This is a genomic window from Brevibacillus dissolubilis (genome assembly GCF_006170445.1).
In the GTDB taxonomy this organism is placed as follows: Bacteria; Bacillota; Bacilli; order Brevibacillales; family Brevibacillaceae; genus Brevibacillus_B; species Brevibacillus_B dissolubilis.
Window position 1 is genome coordinate 285,332 of record NZ_VCNA01000008.1, and the last position, 15,994, is coordinate 301,325.

The 15,994-nt window shown below is 49.3% G+C and carries 12 protein-coding genes, 3 tRNA genes and 1 rRNA gene; all 16 read right to left on the reverse strand.

Going from position 1 to position 15,994, the window contains the following annotated elements; translation table 11 throughout:
* Positions 1 to 13: 13 nt before the first annotated feature.
* On the reverse strand, positions 14 to 1,639 hold the full coding sequence (gene cimA / locus FGI41_RS16735; RefSeq protein WP_139491481.1) for a citramalate synthase: 1,626 nt from the start codon (positions 1,637 to 1,639) through the stop codon (positions 14 to 16).
* 650 nt (positions 1,640 to 2,289) lie between these two features.
* Entirely contained in the window at positions 2,290 to 3,129 is an 840-nt protein-coding gene (locus FGI41_RS16740) for an alpha/beta hydrolase (RefSeq protein ID WP_139491482.1), read from the reverse strand.
* Between the two features lie 17 nt (positions 3,130 to 3,146).
* Entirely contained in the window at positions 3,147 to 4,334 is a 1,188-nt protein-coding gene (locus FGI41_RS16745; RefSeq protein WP_139491483.1) for a M20 metallopeptidase family protein, read from the reverse strand.
* 145 nt (positions 4,335 to 4,479) lie between these two features.
* Positions 4,480 to 4,680 (reverse strand): cold shock domain-containing protein, encoded by a 201-nt coding sequence (locus FGI41_RS16750; protein ID WP_139491484.1) that lies wholly within the window; start codon positions 4,678 to 4,680, stop codon positions 4,480 to 4,482.
* A 431-nt stretch (positions 4,681 to 5,111) separates the two neighbouring features.
* Complete coding sequence (locus FGI41_RS16755; protein ID WP_139491485.1) at positions 5,112 to 7,082, reverse strand: dynamin family protein; 1,971 nt, start codon at positions 7,080 to 7,082, stop codon at positions 5,112 to 5,114.
* A gap of 3 nt (positions 7,083 to 7,085) precedes the next feature.
* Positions 7,086 to 8,726 carry a dynamin family protein gene (locus tag FGI41_RS16760; protein WP_139491486.1) on the reverse strand — a complete coding sequence of 547 codons (1,641 nt, stop codon included), beginning with the start codon at positions 8,724 to 8,726 and terminating at the stop codon, positions 7,086 to 7,088.
* A 171-nt stretch (positions 8,727 to 8,897) separates the two neighbouring features.
* Positions 8,898 to 9,803 (reverse strand): PD-(D/E)XK nuclease domain-containing protein, encoded by a 906-nt coding sequence (locus FGI41_RS16765; RefSeq protein WP_139491487.1) that lies wholly within the window; start codon positions 9,801 to 9,803, stop codon positions 8,898 to 8,900.
* Positions 9,804 to 9,830: 27 nt separating this feature from the next.
* The gene (locus FGI41_RS16770) at positions 9,831 to 11,048 is read right to left on the reverse strand and encodes an ATP-binding protein (protein WP_139491488.1); all 1,218 of its coding nucleotides are present in this window, start codon (positions 11,046 to 11,048) and stop codon (positions 9,831 to 9,833) included.
* A gap of 197 nt (positions 11,049 to 11,245) precedes the next feature.
* Entirely contained in the window at positions 11,246 to 11,779 is a 534-nt protein-coding gene (locus FGI41_RS16775; RefSeq protein WP_139491489.1) for a type 1 glutamine amidotransferase domain-containing protein, read from the reverse strand.
* A 70-nt stretch (positions 11,780 to 11,849) separates the two neighbouring features.
* Positions 11,850 to 12,947: a Ger(x)C family spore germination protein gene (locus tag FGI41_RS16780; protein ID WP_139491490.1), complete on the reverse strand. Its 1,098-nt coding sequence runs from the start codon at positions 12,945 to 12,947 to the stop codon at positions 11,850 to 11,852.
* Entirely contained in the window at positions 12,940 to 14,040 is a 1,101-nt protein-coding gene (locus tag FGI41_RS16785; protein ID WP_139491491.1) for a GerAB/ArcD/ProY family transporter, read from the reverse strand. The genes FGI41_RS16780 and FGI41_RS16785 overlap by 8 nt, the downstream gene beginning before the upstream one ends.
* Positions 14,041 to 14,061: 21 nt before the next feature.
* Positions 14,062 to 15,387: a spore germination protein gene (locus tag FGI41_RS16790; protein ID WP_139491492.1), complete on the reverse strand. Its 1,326-nt coding sequence runs from the start codon at positions 15,385 to 15,387 to the stop codon at positions 14,062 to 14,064.
* 159 nt (positions 15,388 to 15,546) lie between these two features.
* Positions 15,547 to 15,629: transfer RNA gene (locus FGI41_RS16795), tRNA-Leu, on the reverse strand.
* A 19-nt stretch (positions 15,630 to 15,648) separates the two neighbouring features.
* Positions 15,649 to 15,725, reverse strand: a tRNA-Pro gene (locus FGI41_RS16800).
* Between the two features lie 8 nt (positions 15,726 to 15,733).
* Positions 15,734 to 15,810: transfer RNA gene (locus FGI41_RS16805), tRNA-Arg, on the reverse strand.
* A 58-nt stretch (positions 15,811 to 15,868) separates the two neighbouring features.
* Positions 15,869 to 15,994, reverse strand: a 23S ribosomal RNA gene (locus FGI41_RS16810); the annotation flags it as partial.

The window sequence follows — 15,994 nt, forward strand, 5'->3', positions numbered from 1 at the left end:
TAGTTACAAAGACTTAGTGATTAACGATCCCTACTCTTACTTCTGCATCTTCAGTCGTAGTTCTTGGTTCATATCCCTGTTTCCAAAGAAAGTAACGGATACTGTCTGCCAGGGCTTCCCAGCTCGCCTCGATCACGTTGGTTGAGACGCCTACCGTACTCCAGCTCTCGCCTTCATGCTTGGATTCGATAAGGACACGGACTTTGGCTGCGGTTGCTTCGCTCTCATCGAGCACACGCACCTTATAGTCGGCAAGATGCATTTGGGACAATTCTGGGAATTCCCCTTCCAACGCTTTTCGTAACGCATTGTCTAGTGCGTTGACCGGACCATTGCCCTCGGCCGCTGTATGGACGGTTTGCCCGTTGACGTGCAGCTTGACCATGGCTTCGGAGAGGATTGCGCGCTCTTGAGATTTTTCCATCAGGATTTTGAAGGACTCCAGAGAGAACCATTCGCTAAGCTCACCGGACGCCTCTTTTAACAGCAGGGTAAGGGAAGCTTCTGCCCCTTCATATTGATAGCCTTGGTATTCACGTTCTTTGATCGTCTGGATCATCTGCTTCGTATGCGGCTGTCCCTGATCGATGCTCAGATTAAGCTCCTCCGCTTTCGCCAGAAGATTGCTTTGTCCAGCCAACTCGGAGACCAGCACACGACGGCGGTTCCCGATCTGTTCCGGCTCAAGATGTTCATAGGTCTGCGGGTTTTTCAGCACAGCACTGACGTGGATACCGCCTTTGTGTGCAAACGCGCTTTTCCCGACAAACGGTGTATTATTACCCAGCACGTGATTGGCGATTTCAGCTACATAACGCGCCAGGCTGGTGAGCTGCGGCAGATTTTCTGCAGGTACGCAGGTATATCCCAGCTTGAGCTGCAGATTGGGGATGACGGAGATCAGGTTGACGTTCCCACAACGCTCACCGATGCCGTTGACCGTACCTTGTACTTGGGTCGCACCGGCTTGAACCGCAGCGATGGCATTGGCAACAGCCAGTTCTCCATCATTGTGCGGATGGATCCCGATTGGCGCCGTTACCTGTGAGCAGACATGGCCGACGATCTGAGACACTTCATGCGGCAATGTTCCACCATTGGTATCACACAACACGAGCCAATCCGCTCCAGCTTCTTGGGCCGCCGCAAGAACCTGCAGAGCATAGTCAGGGTTGGCTTTATATCCATCGAAAAAGTGCTCCGCATCAAACATCACGGTACGTCCCTGAGATTTGAGGAAGCGGACAGAATCATGAATCATCCGCAGGTTTTCTTCCAGTGTGGTTTTCAATGCCTCTGTGACATGCAGATCCCAGGACTTGCCGAAAATCGTGGTGACACCAGCTCCACTCTGAATAAGCGCCCGAAGGTTTTCATCATCCTCTGCCTTCACATTCGGCCGACAGGTGCTTCCGAATGCCGCCACCTTTGCATGCTGCAGGGACAACTCTTTGATACGCTCAAAAAACGCCATATCCTTCGGGTTGCTTCCGGGCCAGCCTCCCTCAATCCACTCAACACCAAACTGATCAAGGCGGACAGCAATTTTCACTTTGTCCTCCACAGACAAACTGATGCCCTCACCTTGTGTACCGTCACGCAATGTCGTATCGTACAAATTAATTTTCTTTTCTGTCATCTTTTTTTCCACTCCAAAACAGTATGGTTTTCTTTTTTTCTATTTCTGTTTTCTAATTTTTAGAATGTTCAATATTATAACATGATGGTTGGACGAAAAAAAGGCGCTCTTTTTTATATATGATGTAACTGCTCCGGGAGGAGCGTGAGGATGATCTGTTTTCCAGTCGCCTTTCCCTCTCTTCGTTCGGCCGGTCTCCTTACAAACAGATCATCCTCACGCTCTCGCTGTGGCTGGACATAATATATAGCATTCGCTTCGATGTTGAAAGGCATGAAAAGAGTGAAAAGATAAAGACAAGAAAACATAAAGACGTGAAAAGCAAATCTAAACGACAGACAATAAGTTTGCTTGTATCTCCAATCACTCCTTGTCTCACAACATTTCCTCCGAGCCTAATCCCCCACTTTCTCTTTTTTTATATTTTCTCTTTTCATTTGTTCTCCCCATCTCTTCCCTCTTTTTTCTTTAACCTCCTCGCCCGGCAGAGAGAGTGGGAGACATCTGTTTGTAAGGAGACCGGCTGAACGAAGTGAGAGAAAGGCGACTGGAAAACAGATGTCTCCCACTCTCTCTTCTCCCCCCTCCGGTGGAGCAGAAGACTAAATAAAAAAAGGCTGCCGACTAGATCGACAGCCCAAATAACAGAATCAAACACTCTTTTCCAGAACGAATCGGGCGGTTACCTCAATCGCCTCTTCCAGTTCCTTGGTTGTACCTTCAAACGGGTGCTTCGTGTTCCACGTATGTCCGCCTCCAGTGATCCAGTGCAGTTCCGCCCCCTGTGAAGCGTCAGCCAGCTTTTGAGCTCCGGTGACAAGCGCTTGGTGGTCTTCATCACCTTGGACGATCAGGAGCGGCTGTTTCATTTGTGCCACTTTTGCTAACAGGTCATAGGCTTCCGCATTCTGCTCTACATCGTCGAGCGTGACGGTACGCATCGGCATCTGTTGACCGGTACGCCCGTTGATTACGTATCCAACCCCGTTTTCCCGGATATCCCGGCGAAGCTGTGGAGAGAAGATTTTGGCGACATCAGCGACCCCGTTCCATGTGATGATGCCTCTTACCAGCGGATTGCCTGCCCCGAATAGGATCGCGTCTCCACCGCCTTTGCTGTGGCCGACGATGAATAGGTTGCTGAGGTTCAGCTTTTCACTGCCCGGCAATTCTTGCTTGTGCAAGAAGTCAACGAGCACTTCCAAATCAGCCACTTCACGGGCATACGTGTTGACCGCGAACTTTTCCAGCTCATCGAATTCGGTGAGGCTCTCCCCTACGCCGTTGCAGGAGAAATTAATCCGTACGGTGGCGATCCCGTGTTTGGACAGCTGCTCGGCCACATAGGGGAAGCTGCCCCAGTCTTTGAACCCCTTGAAGCCATGGCAAAAGATCAAGGTCGGCTGATTCTCCCCAAGGCTCTCGTCGAGATGGAGATCTCCACGGATCGTCAGGTTATCGTCTACAGGGATTTGAAACGGATGGCTCATATCATAACCCTCCTTTTCTAGTTTTCTAAAAAGCTCAAAGCGCTTCTGCCCAATACCTCAGCACTGATCAGCATCGCCTTTTCGTCGATATCAAACATCGGGTGATGGTGCGGGTATTCTGCCCCTTTGTCTGGGTTACCTGCCCCGACGAACACATAAGCACCCGGAACCTTTTGCAGATAATAGGAGAAATCCTCTCCGCCCATAGTCGGCTTCATTTTGAGTACATTCTCTTCACCGACGACTTGCAGAGCTGCCTGACGGACGATCTCTGCTTCCGCTTCGGTGTTATCTACAGCCGGGTAGCCGCGGTCATACTCAAGCACCGCGCTGCCGCCCATCATGGCTGCGGTCGCTTCCACGATTTCACGCAGGCGCCGCTCTCCGAGATCACGGATCTCAGGCAGGAACGAACGCAGAGTCCCGGTCATCTTGCAAGTGCTTGCGATGACGTTAAAATTATCCCCCGCATGGAATGTTCCGACGGTTACGACCACACTCTCCAACGGGTCTACGTTGCGGCTTGCGATGGTCTGGATATTGTTGACGATCTGTGCACCGATCACGATAGAGTCCACCGTTTCCTGCGGCACTGCACCATGACCGCCTTTTCCCTTGATCTCAATAGTGAAGTCATCCGTGTTCGCCATGATCGGCCCCGCTGCGATCTCCACTTTGCCCGCAGGCAGACTTGACCACAGATGCGCACCGAATATGGCGTCTACACCATCTAGCGCACTGTCTTCTACCATCGCGATGGCACCACCTGGATTTTCTTCCTCCGCGTGTTGGAAAACGAAAACAATCGTCCCCTTGATCTCCTCGCGGTGGTGAGCCAGAATTTTTGCCAGCCCAAGCAAGCCGGATGTGTGGGCATCATGGCCGCATGCATGCATCACGCCAGGTACTTTTGATTTGTATGGCACTTCTTTGAGATCTTGAATCGGCAGTGCATCGAAATCAGCCCGCAGCGCTACCGTCTTCCCCGGCTGTCCACCCTTCAGCGTACCTACCACACCGCGTCCGCCTACTTTTTCCCGTACATCATCAAAGCCGAATTGACGCAATAGTTCTGCAACCATCGCCGGAGTCTTCTCCTCATGGAAGGACAATTCCGGATATTGGTGAAAATGGCGGCGCCATTCTACGATCTGTTGTTCCTGTTCCTGCAAAAGTGCTCCCAATCGTGCAGCCAATGTGCTCATCTTACACATATCCCCTCTCTCGATCTAACTCTTACTTATGTACCATCATAACAAAAGACAGAAACCCTGCGCAAAAAAAAGTCACCAGAAAGCCCATTGAAGAGCCTTCGGTAACTTTTCGCATCAGAGATTTCTTCTTTATATGCTAAGCGCGTTTGACCACATTTGCTGCTTGTGGCCCGCGTTGTCCGTCGACGATCTCGAAGTTGACCAACTCACCTTGTTCGAGATTGCGGTAACCGTTTCCAGAAATACCGGTATAGTGTACGAATACATCCGGACCATCTTCCCGTTCGATAAAGCCATATCCTTTGTCTTTATTAAACCATTTAACTTTTCCTTGCATAATAATGCCTCCCTTGATGAATAAAGCAAGCTGAATTGCTTTTGTTTATCCTATGCGGATGTCTGTATGGCGGGAAGTATTTGTCGAAAAGTTATAAGGAGGGGGATTGACTGTCCGCTTCGTAAAAAGGCGTGGCTATGTTCGGGGCAAAAACATCTGGGCAGCTCAGGAAGTGAGACTGTTTGCCCCTAGGTGGATTCGAAGAAGCCACGTACGCCACGCCTTTTTACGAAGCTGGGAGCGGGGTTCAAAGAGGTCTGCTGCGGGTCACCCTGCCCCTCTCCCAATCCAGCGCTGGTGGTGGACGGAATAGGAAAAGAATAAAGACAAAACAAAAAAGCGGTAATACCCCAAGGACACAAAATCCTTCGAAGCATCACCGCTATTTCTCAATTCACATACAATCCTACTAAACTCTTTTCTCTTCCACTCTACTGAACCAGCCCAGCAAGCTCTCCCTGCTTTTTCACCAGTTCATCAATGTCCACATTCATATCCAATGCCGCATACACCCCAGTGAAGTACTCCTCCACCTGCTCCACTACACGGCTACGCTCCTGCTCTACCACGTTGTTGAATTCAGCGGTAAAACGGTCACTCAAGAGTTCCCCACCGCGTGCGAGGAATTGGGTGACAGGCTCTTGGAGCAGCTTCTCCAGCTCGGTACGCATCTTCGTTTTGCCGTCTTGTTCGAAGAAATCTTTTGTATTCTTAAACAAGCCCAGAGCAGACTGGAACGGACCGCTGACGCTGACATGCAGTTCCTCGGAGAAGTCCGGCGTCTCGACGGAATGGGCGGTGTATGCCGCGAGTGTCAGACCTTTGGCATGCGGAGTCAGTTCCTTTTGCCAAGCGCTGATGATGTTGACCGTCTGCTTGTTGAGGAACTTCTCCAGACGAAGCGAGGTGGCACGCAGCTCTTGAGCGAGGTCGTAGCCGATGGAGCGGAACAGCTCTTGCAAGGAGCTTTGCAGGGCCTGCTTCATGCTGCGTCCGTCCTCTTTGAGTACAGACGGGTTGAATGCGTAGTTGAACAGTTCGTTAAAGCGGAAGAAGAGACGCTGTTTGATGTAGTAAATCAGCTCATCCTGCTCTTTCGCCAGGTCACGGGCTTCCGCTGTGACGGACAGGTTATGAATGCTGGCGAGTGCGGCTTGGCGGGCGGCGTCTGCGGCTTGGCGGCGCTCTTGACGGACGCTTTCGCCTTGTTGGGCCATCTCGATATACTCAGCGAGGATTCCATGGGCGCGGCGGATTTCGCTGTCTGCCGCAGTCACAGCCATGCCTGTCAGTTCATCCAAGGTGAACTTGAGGAAGTCCTGCTCGAACGCCTGCAGACCAGACAACTCCAGACCAGTCTCCCAAGCAGGCAACGGATCTGCTTCCCCTGCGTTGGTACGCTGACGGTATACTTTTTCAGCGGAAGCGCTCAGCTTGCCTTTCTCCAGCATGCGGGAAAGCAGCGCGGTCTGGCTGGATACCGGGTAGATGCGCGGATTGCGAATCCCACAGGTCAGCAGGTTTTTCTCGATGTGAGTCACCACGCCGTCCAGCTCCTCTTGGGAATGCGCGAGGTCAGCGGCATTGACGAGGAAGAACATTTTATCCAGCTCGAAGGTATCCTTCACACGGCCCATCTGGAGCAGGAACTCCCGGTCCGCTTGGGAAAACGCGTGGTTATAATAAGTCACGAACAGGATCACGTCCGCATTTTTCAGGTAGTCGAAAGCAACACCTGTATGACGTGCGTTAATCGAGTCAGCACCCGGCGTATCTACCAGTACGATGCCTTGATCGGTCAGCGGGCAAGAATAGAACAGTTCGATATATTCGGTAAAGCAAGCTTTTTCCTCTTTTGCAACAAAAGCTTTAAAAGCTGCCGTATCGACGAGCAGCTCACCGCTCAGGTGCTGGTCCATATCCGGATAACCTTTTACCACCGCTTTGAGGAAGGTATAGTGCGGCTTGGCATTTGGTGCGATCTGGGTCACGTCGATGTTGTTGACAGCTTGCAGACCACTTGCCAGATCACTCGCCTCGATGCCAAATACAGCAAGGGAGCGTAGCACGTCTGCCTCAATCGCCTCACGTTTTTTGAGAACCACGCGGACGGTGCCGTGCGGGTACTGCTCGGTAGGAGGCATGATTTTGTTGATAGCTGCCGTCGTCGGGTTCGGAGAGACAGGCAGGACGAGATCCCCCATCAAGGCGTTTGCAAAGGAGGATTTCCCCGCACTGAACGCCCCGAACAGCGCTACGGTAAAACGGTTTTCCTCCAGACGCTTGGCACGCTCCTGCATCGCCTTGGCTTGGGCCTGCATCCCTGCCACCGGTTGGATTTGTTCGTAAGCCTGACGCAGACGGGTGGCGGCGTCAAGCAGTTTGGTCTTCAGTTGATTCATGGCTTACTCTCCCTCTGTCAAAATCGCACGTAATTGATCTCCTGCTGCCTTCTCCTGCTCACCCAGCTTGGCCAAAGCCTCATGGATGTCAGCCAGCTCACGAAGCTTCGCAAGCTGTGGACGCAGCGCGGATGCTTCTTTTTCCATCTGTTCCTTGATGCGCTTGGTCAGCTTCTCGATAAAAGCAAAACCTTCGCGGCGGTACACCAGCTTGATGCCATTGGAGATATCTTTGGCGTAGTTGAGCACGTATTCGGATGTACCTGCCCCCTCTTTTACCTGGTCAGCGAGGAAGTCAGCGGTCACATCCAGCTTGTAGCCATGTACCTCGGCATGGAGCGATTCGTCACGCACGCCGTATTTTTCCGGCATCTTGCTGAGCAATTCTTTGAAATGCCAGTCCAGATGCGCAGACACCTTGTCTTGGAAATCGTCCAGCAGGGCTTGCAGTCGGGCTTGACGCTCTTCCTCTGTCTTTTTGCTGCTGCCGAACAGGAAACCTACCTTGAAGCCCGGCTTGCGGGTCTCCAGATATTTGGCCGCCGCTTCATTGGTGCTGAAGTAGGTCAGACGGGCGTTATCTAGGAGCGAGGTCAGTTCCTTTTCCATCTCAGCCTGTGCACCAGATACGCGTCCCTCCAGCTTGGAGAGCTCGCCCTCCAGCTTCGCCAGCTCAGTACGGATTTGTGCCTCATCGTTGGCATCCATCTCTTCCTCTGTGCTGACCAGCTTGGCCTCCAGCTCATTGCGCTTCTCACCGTTTTCACGGGCAAGGTAACGCTGGTGCTCGTCGATGAGCGCTTCTGCTGAGTAGTACACGCTGTCAGCCAGCAGCTGTTCACGGTTGCCGAACAGCTCGATCAGCTTGGCACGGAATTCCTCATATTGATTCTCCAGGTGATCCGGTTCAGCCAGCGAGGTGTAGAAAATTCCGTCCGGCTTGATGTTCCACGTCGCGAACGCTTCCTCCACGCTCTCTTTATAGCTGTCAAAATCAAGTTCAAAATCTACATGCTTATCGATCATATTGATCACGAGATAAACCGGCTTGTTGCGGTCTTTGAGCGTTTTCGTGAAGTTGAAATTTTCTTCCGCCTGTACGTGATTGTAGTCCATCATATAAATCACCACGTCAGCCAAGTGAAGTGCAGACTCGGTCGCCACTTTATGGGCGGCATCGGTTGAGTCGATCCCCGGCGTGTCGAGGAGGCTGGACTTTTCGTCGAGGAACAGACCTGGGTAGCAGATCTCCACCCACTCCACAGTGTCCCCGTCAATCGCGTATTTTTTCAACGCTTCCATCTCCGTGTCCGGGTCAAACGTCAGGACACCGCTGTTGCGCGTATAGACACGGGCCGCTGCCTCGCCGCCACGGATTTTGACCACGTTGGCACTGGTCGGAATCGGGTTGGACGGCAACAGCTCTTTGCCCAGCAAGGTATTGATCATCGTCGACTTCCCGGCAGAAAAGTGACCGCAGAACGCGATACTCATCTCTGTGTTACGGGTCTTGTCGATCAGCTGTTGCAGCTTAACCGCATGTGTATTATCGTTCGCGCGCTTCATCGCTTCGGCCATCCGTTCCATACGGGAAGCCAGATCCGAAAGCAATACAGGGCGCTCCATCATTTGTACCTGATTCATTTGTATATCAACTCCATTTTTGGAAATGGTCTATTCGTGCTATTCTACCATGTCCGAATGTAACATAATCGACATATGTTTTTCAATGAAAATAAGCGGAAATGTAGGGAAAAGGGTGCTAATGGTAAACAAAAAGCCCTTTCCGATGGGAGAGGGTTTGTCTGTGTGGGGTTAGAGAGAGATGGGTTGTAAAATGATGGGTTCGATGTCTTTGTCAGAATGATCTTTTTTCATCTCCCTGCGAAAAGCTGTTTGGAAAGCGTCAGGGTTGGTGATGATCTTTGCCTTGTCATATATAAAAAGGAACAAATGAGAACCTGCAGGATAGTGGAAGCAATCGGAACCCAGTTCTTCCGTTAGCTTTCTTTCGGACATGTTATCTCTTGTGCATTTTACTTCGATGATAATGTTATACTCGTCTATTGAGATGTCGAATCTGACGGACTTGTACTTCGCGTCATCGGCTACTTCAACTCTAGCCAGCGGAAAGATGGGCTTGATCAGACCGTATAAGATCCGCTGTACATCGTATTCGTTGCCTATCTGGATTTGATTGAGGTCTTTTTGTTTTAGGGTACCTCTGCCGTGGATGGGGGCATGATACATCACTTCGATGTGTTTGTAGAAGTTCTTAAGGATTCTTTTTATGATTTCGACAGCTGTTTCACGAGTGATGTAATCTGTAGATGCCTCGCCTTCTGAAATATCTAACGGATCATATAGACCTTTACGAATGTCCTTAGTTAAACCCCATAAAAAATTCATCGTATCAGTTACATGTATCATTATCTCTGTTTCTATTTTCACATTTTCATCAAATATATTATACCGCTTTAGTTGTATTCGAGAATCTTCCGATAGCATTACGAACTGTTGTGCTACGGAATTGTCATTAAAGCATCTTTCAAGGATTCTACTTGTTGTTAACCTCCAACGCTTAAATTCACCCTCTAGTTCGGCAAGATCTTTATTATCAAAAAGTTTGTTTTCAATAATATCCACTTTCAAAACCTTGATCTGCTCATTAATCAAACCAATAACAGTGTCTTTATCCCCTCTAATTTCAGTCACAGACATGTTCAATCCCCTCACATCTCTTCTCTTTTAAACCGCCACTCCCCATCTCAAATAAAACAGAAAAATCGGGTCTAATATATAAATCTGCTCATCCTTCCACTCAAATACCTGATAGAACACATCGCTGTCACTAATAATCCCTTGAACCTGTTCGATCGCATCCTTTATTTTCTTCCGATCCGGCTTGTCCGTCTTTTCCTCAAACAGCAGGTCGATTCTTTTTTTGAGTTCATCTATCGTAATACTGATAATTGGCGGATCTAGAGCAATCGCCCTCATGATCAGATGATAGATATCTGCCTGATTCCCACTGGGTAACTCGTATGTTTTCCGCTTTTGGCCTCTGGTAGGCGGTCCTGCTGTTAACTTTTTCACCACATCATCATATGGAAAATTGATACTGGTGACCCTGTAAGCAAGCTCTAGTTGGGCTTTATCAGTGATTTCATGCGGTTGCTCGTCCTTGTCCTTGTCTACATGAAGCAAAAGCGCCAAATTCAAGCAAATGGATTGCATGAGCTGCGGAGATAGGATGCTTTCTCTTGCTAGCTGATTCGCCATCTCATCCGTAATCTCAACAGCAAGCGCCTTGAACCCAGTAGTGGCAATCTCTTTTAACGCCGCTTCTTGCCAAGGCTCAATATTTATCAGACTTAGCCGCCCGCTCAGGTCTGGATTCTTACGGATCGCATCATCTGCTCTGTGTGGCAAGGAAATTACGATCGCCTTAAATTCTTTACGAATCGCATCTTTTAATTGATACGCCATATCGAACTGCATCTCTTCTGGTGCCGTATGAAAGTCGTCAAGCACCAAGACCAGATCATGCTCTTTAAAAAAATCAATGACTCTGTCTTTTCCCGTCTGATATTTTTCTGTAATGGAGGATGATTTGGACTCCGTTACTCCTGCCATGCCTTTTCCTTGCATCGAGTTCGTCTCGGTTTGCTCGCCTACAAGAGACAAGCCCACTTTATTTGCTATCGTGAGCCAGAAATTCGTGGAGTTTTTAAAATCGTTTCCAGTCAACGATATCATTTTATCTAAACCGATCACCTTCTCACATAAAACCGTTTTCCCAGTTTTTGATGGTCCAATAATCGAAGTTAAGAAACCAACTGTCTGAAGGGCCTGTTCTAAACGAAACTCATATGTAACAGGAAAATCGGCCGACATCCGGGAGACGTATGTATGCTGTGGAAAAGCACCTGGTTTAAAAACTTCATTTGAACGCAATTTTCTCATAGTTGTCCCTCCTTATGATTGTAGTATAGACCTACTATAGCATATTAATCATGCCTAAAGAGGGCTTTTACCCCCTATTTACACCTTTTTAAGTAAGAAGGTCACTTAGTTCCCCCTTAACTGCTTTTACTCAAAGAAAAAAGCCCTTTCCTTATCCCAATTGGTCAAAGAAAGGGCCTCTGTCTATCTTCCTTACTTTATACGTCATGCTCCCCAGCCAGCACATCCGCAAACGCCTTCGCATACGCCGGCAGATCAGGCGGACGGCGTGATCCGATAATATGTCCGTCGACGACAACCTCTTCGTCCACCCAGACACATCCGGCATTCTCCATATCATCCTTAATCCCCGGCGTCGAAGTCGTCTTCACTCCGCTCAGGATCTTCGCCGAGATCAGCACCCAGCCGGCATGGCAGATGTGCCCGATCGGCTTTTTCGCCTGATCCATCACTTGGACAAAACGGAGCACCTCCGCATAACGGCGCAGCTTGTCAGGAGCCCAGCCGCCCGGTACCAGCACACCGTCGTAGTCTGCGGCATTCACGTCACTCATCGCTTTATCGGCTACGCATGGGACACCGTATTTGCCCATATATGTCTCGTTGGCTTTAGGGCCGACGAGGTCAACGGTACAGCCTTCTTCGCGCAGGCGCAGCACCGGATACCACAGTTCCAGATCTTCGAATTCATGCTCAACAAAACAAACAATCTTTTTTCCTTGTAAACGCACAAGTCTCTCCTCCTTTTGCAGCATCCTCCTTATTGTAACAGGTCTTTTCTGCAATTCTACACTTTTACCCCTATTGGATGCCGCCAGGGGATTGCAGATGCACATCGACAGACACACGGAATTCCAGTTGCGGGTAGATATTTTTCCACTCTTTCCACTCATTTTGATTATTCCAGTGACGGGAGCGGTAGCGCAGCCCAAACCCAATCGGATCTACCTGATGCTTCTGCAGCTTCTGAAGCAATGCCAGCATGTTTTTCTCCACGACTTCGTTTGCAATCCGTTCATACTCATGAAGGGGGATGGGCTTGTCATGGGAAGTCGGTTGAACCTTTTCCTCGATGACCCCATTGATCTTAACCTGCATATCCAAATATGGTGTTCCCCCTTTTGGTGTATGAATCTTGTAGTCTGCCTTGGCCCTATCCGCGTAAATAATAAACTCGTGATTCTTATCTTTTACCTTGATTTCCAGTTTGGACAGCTCCTCCGCCACAATCCGGTAGTTCTTGGTCTCTTCCGTATTAAGCCGGAGGGCTGCGCGATAATCCTTGAATATATCCACGGTATCGATTTTCAAATACTCCTTTTTGGCTTCAATCACTGGCAGCAGGGCATCCAATCCCAGCTCGGTCATATGGCGGTAGAAGTCAAACAGATAAATCGAGACGATATACTGAGACTCTACCCCCGTATTGCCGAACGCCAGAAAGAGCCAGTTGGACGGAATTCGTTCTGACTTTGGTTTCATGCTCAGAACGGTATAGGCATCTGGTTTCCCTGCACCCAACCATGCGACTAACTGAATGTCGCGGCGGCGTAAAAACCAGTCCAGCACCTCGCGCATATCCTCTTTGACCAGCTTCTCGCCAAATACGATCGCCTTGGTATGACCAAAATCGAGCTCTTTATCCACCCTGGATTTCATCAGGGCGACTGCCTCGGCAATCGTGTCCTTCTCTTCAGAGATCAGTTGAAATTTCTGCTCCCCTGACTTGGGCTCACCGATTGGGATTGCAAGCTTCAGCGTCACTTTATACTTCTGCTTCTTCCCCTTGTCCACACCCACGGAGACGACGAAGGAACGCTTGTCGATGTCTTTAAACCCACAGCCACTGGTTACAAGGATCACGATTAGGAAGAATATCCACAGTTTCCGTTTACTCATGCCGTTTTTTCCTCCGTACCGCGTAAATCAGCAAGCCGACGATGAGGAATTCGGTAGCAAACCGGGAATTCAAAAAGAGACGGGCCAGACCATAGACCTGAGGTTCACCGATAACCATCTCCATCGCGAGCATGATCGCGGCAAATCCACCAATGATCCCCCACCGCCATAGTTTTAGATGACGGTCTTTATTGGTCAGGACCAACGTGCTCTTTATCAGTTCCAAAGCCACGTTCCAGTGCACCATCGTACTGACCAGTGCAACCATCACATACACCAGAAGAAACAGATAAAGCACACGCTCGACGATAAAAAACTCCAAACGCATCGCACCCGCTGTCGCCACCCAAGGGATCGTATAATCGTCAACCCCCATCGTCCCATGAAACCCAATCGGCACAAAAAAACTGGACAAGAGCGTCATGGAACCCATAAGCGTGATTATGGAGAGGTATTTGGGTGCAAAGCCTTCCCCAAACACCCGATGAAAAATAACCAAATTCAGGTACCCGGAAAAAATAAAGGTCGCCGTCGCCACCAATTCATACGACGGCATCTTAAACAGATGGGTGCCCACTTCAATAATCGAATCCCAATGAACTTGATTGTTCAGCACCGCTTTCAGCAGAATAAACGCAACGAACGGGAGATTAATCGCCAACAATATTTCCAACCCATATAAAATACTTGAAGAGGGCATTCTCATCACATAGCATACAACCAGCACAAAGACCAACATAATGATCTTCTCATCCACATCTGGGTCAATATATCGGTTGGTGATCATGACAAACGCAAGCAAGGTGACCGCACCAGCCAAAAACCAAGCTGTTGCCAGATAAATCAGGATCATAGCCGTCACTTTTTTGGGCAAAACCCTGTCCAATATCTCTGGCAGCCCTTCTCCCGGAAAGTGACTGATCAATTTAACAAACAGGTAGATTAACGTAACCCCAATGGGAATCGCCACGATGATAGCCATGAGCGCCCCATCATAACGCTTGTCAATCAGGATGCCTGGAACGAAGAGCAGGACGTTGACAAACCCATTGAGCAGAATCAGATAAAAGTAATATCGACTCCCCATCCACATCTCTTCCCGCCTCCTTTGGGTTCAGCTTTCATCCCCTTTTTTCTGAGGGTAATCCTGCTTGTACAATTGTAAGTACGGCTTTCCAAAGCTGCGCAAATTGACCAAATACATGATCAGGGCGATATACCCCACCACAATCCCGACCATCCCAAACAGCGTCGCGGCCAGCAGCAGTCCATATTTGACCACCCGCACCGCAAAGCTCATCATATTGATCGGAATCACGAAGTTGGAGATCGCCACCGCTGCTACGATGATAATCATGATATTTCCGACCAGACCAGCTTCTGTCGCCGCCTGCCCGAGGATCAGACCGCCTACCGTCGTAGCCGTAGGACCGATTACTTTTGGCAGCCGTACACTCGCCTCTGTCAAAAACTCCATCATCAACAGCATGAACAACACTTCCAAAAAAGACGGATACGGCACAGCCGCCCGGCTCCCCGCTATCATCAACGCCAGCTGCACCCGTAACAGCTCAGGATTATATGACGTTAACCCCACATAAAAAGCAGGCAATCCCGTCGCCAGCATCAAGCCCACATAGCGTATGACGATCAGAAACCGGCCCACCATCGGCAGCTGGATCGAATCATCCATAGAGGAGAAAAAGTCGTAGAAGACGGTTGGAACCACCATCACAAATGGAGTTCCTTCTATTATCAGTACAACTTTTCCCTCAGCGAGATTCTTGACCGTCCGATCTGGCCGCTCCGTGAGCATCATCGTCGGAAAGAGGTCCATCTTCTTTTTGGAAAGGGCCTGATGCAGCTGACCAGAGGATTGCAAAAGATCCATATTGATTCCTTCCAGTCTTGTTCGAAACTCCTTGAGCACCATCTGATCCACAATTTCCTCGTCATAGACCAAAGCCATGCTCGTAGGGGATCTTGTCCCCATTTTGATGATCTCAATCTTCAAGTTTGTTGATCGGTAGCGGTTACGCAACAGATTGAGATTGACCTGTATATTTTCCGTAAACGCATTTTCCGGCCCCTGTACAACCGTCTCTACCTTGGCCATATCAACCGGACTTGCCTCATATTTCATTGCTTTAAACAGCAGTACTTGATCTGTAAATAATACAACGACATATCCACTCAGCATGGCTTCCGGAATTTGATCCTCCTGCCCAACGACAAGGCATTCAGGAAATGACTCCAGATAGCGTTGGTATTCGATCTCACTGACCATCTCAAAAAAGGGTGTGATCATATTCTTTATGATGAACTTGCTGTCGCACACGCTGCGGATAAAGATGATATCGATCTCCATTTGGAGAGATTTAAGCGTCCGTGACTCCACATCTCCAGAGTGAGCCAATTGCGAGAGTATCCACTCTTTCATCGAATCCCCCCAACTCCATTTTGAGGTGGATTTCCTCTAGTTATTACCATTCCCCAACATGCGAAAAATTACCACTATCCCCCAAGATTGTTTTTTAGCAAATAAAAAAAGCCCCAAGACGGATTATGATCTCGTCTCGAAGCTTTCGTAACGTATGTATGGTGCCGGTAGAGGGACTTGAACCCCCACGGTTTCCCTCACGATTTTGAGTCGCGCGCGTCTGCCAATTCCGCCATACCGGCTTATGTGGTGATGATTACATGGTCGGGAAGACAGGATTCGAACCTGCGACCCCTTGGTCCCAAGCCAAGTACTCTACCAAGCTGAGCTACTTCCCGATAAAAAATGGCGTGCCCTGAGAGATTCGAACTCCCGACCTTTTGATTCGTAGTCAAACGCTCTATCCGGCTGAGCTAAGGGCACATATATCATGAAGGGTTGCACCTTCAAAACTGGGTATGCAAACATTAGGCAATGGTTTGTGGATAAGTCCTCGACCGATTAGTACTCGTCAGCTCCACGCGTTACCGCGCTTCCACACCGAGCCTATCAACCTCATCGTCTATGAGGGGTCTTACTAGCTTGCGCTATGGGAAGTCTCATCTTG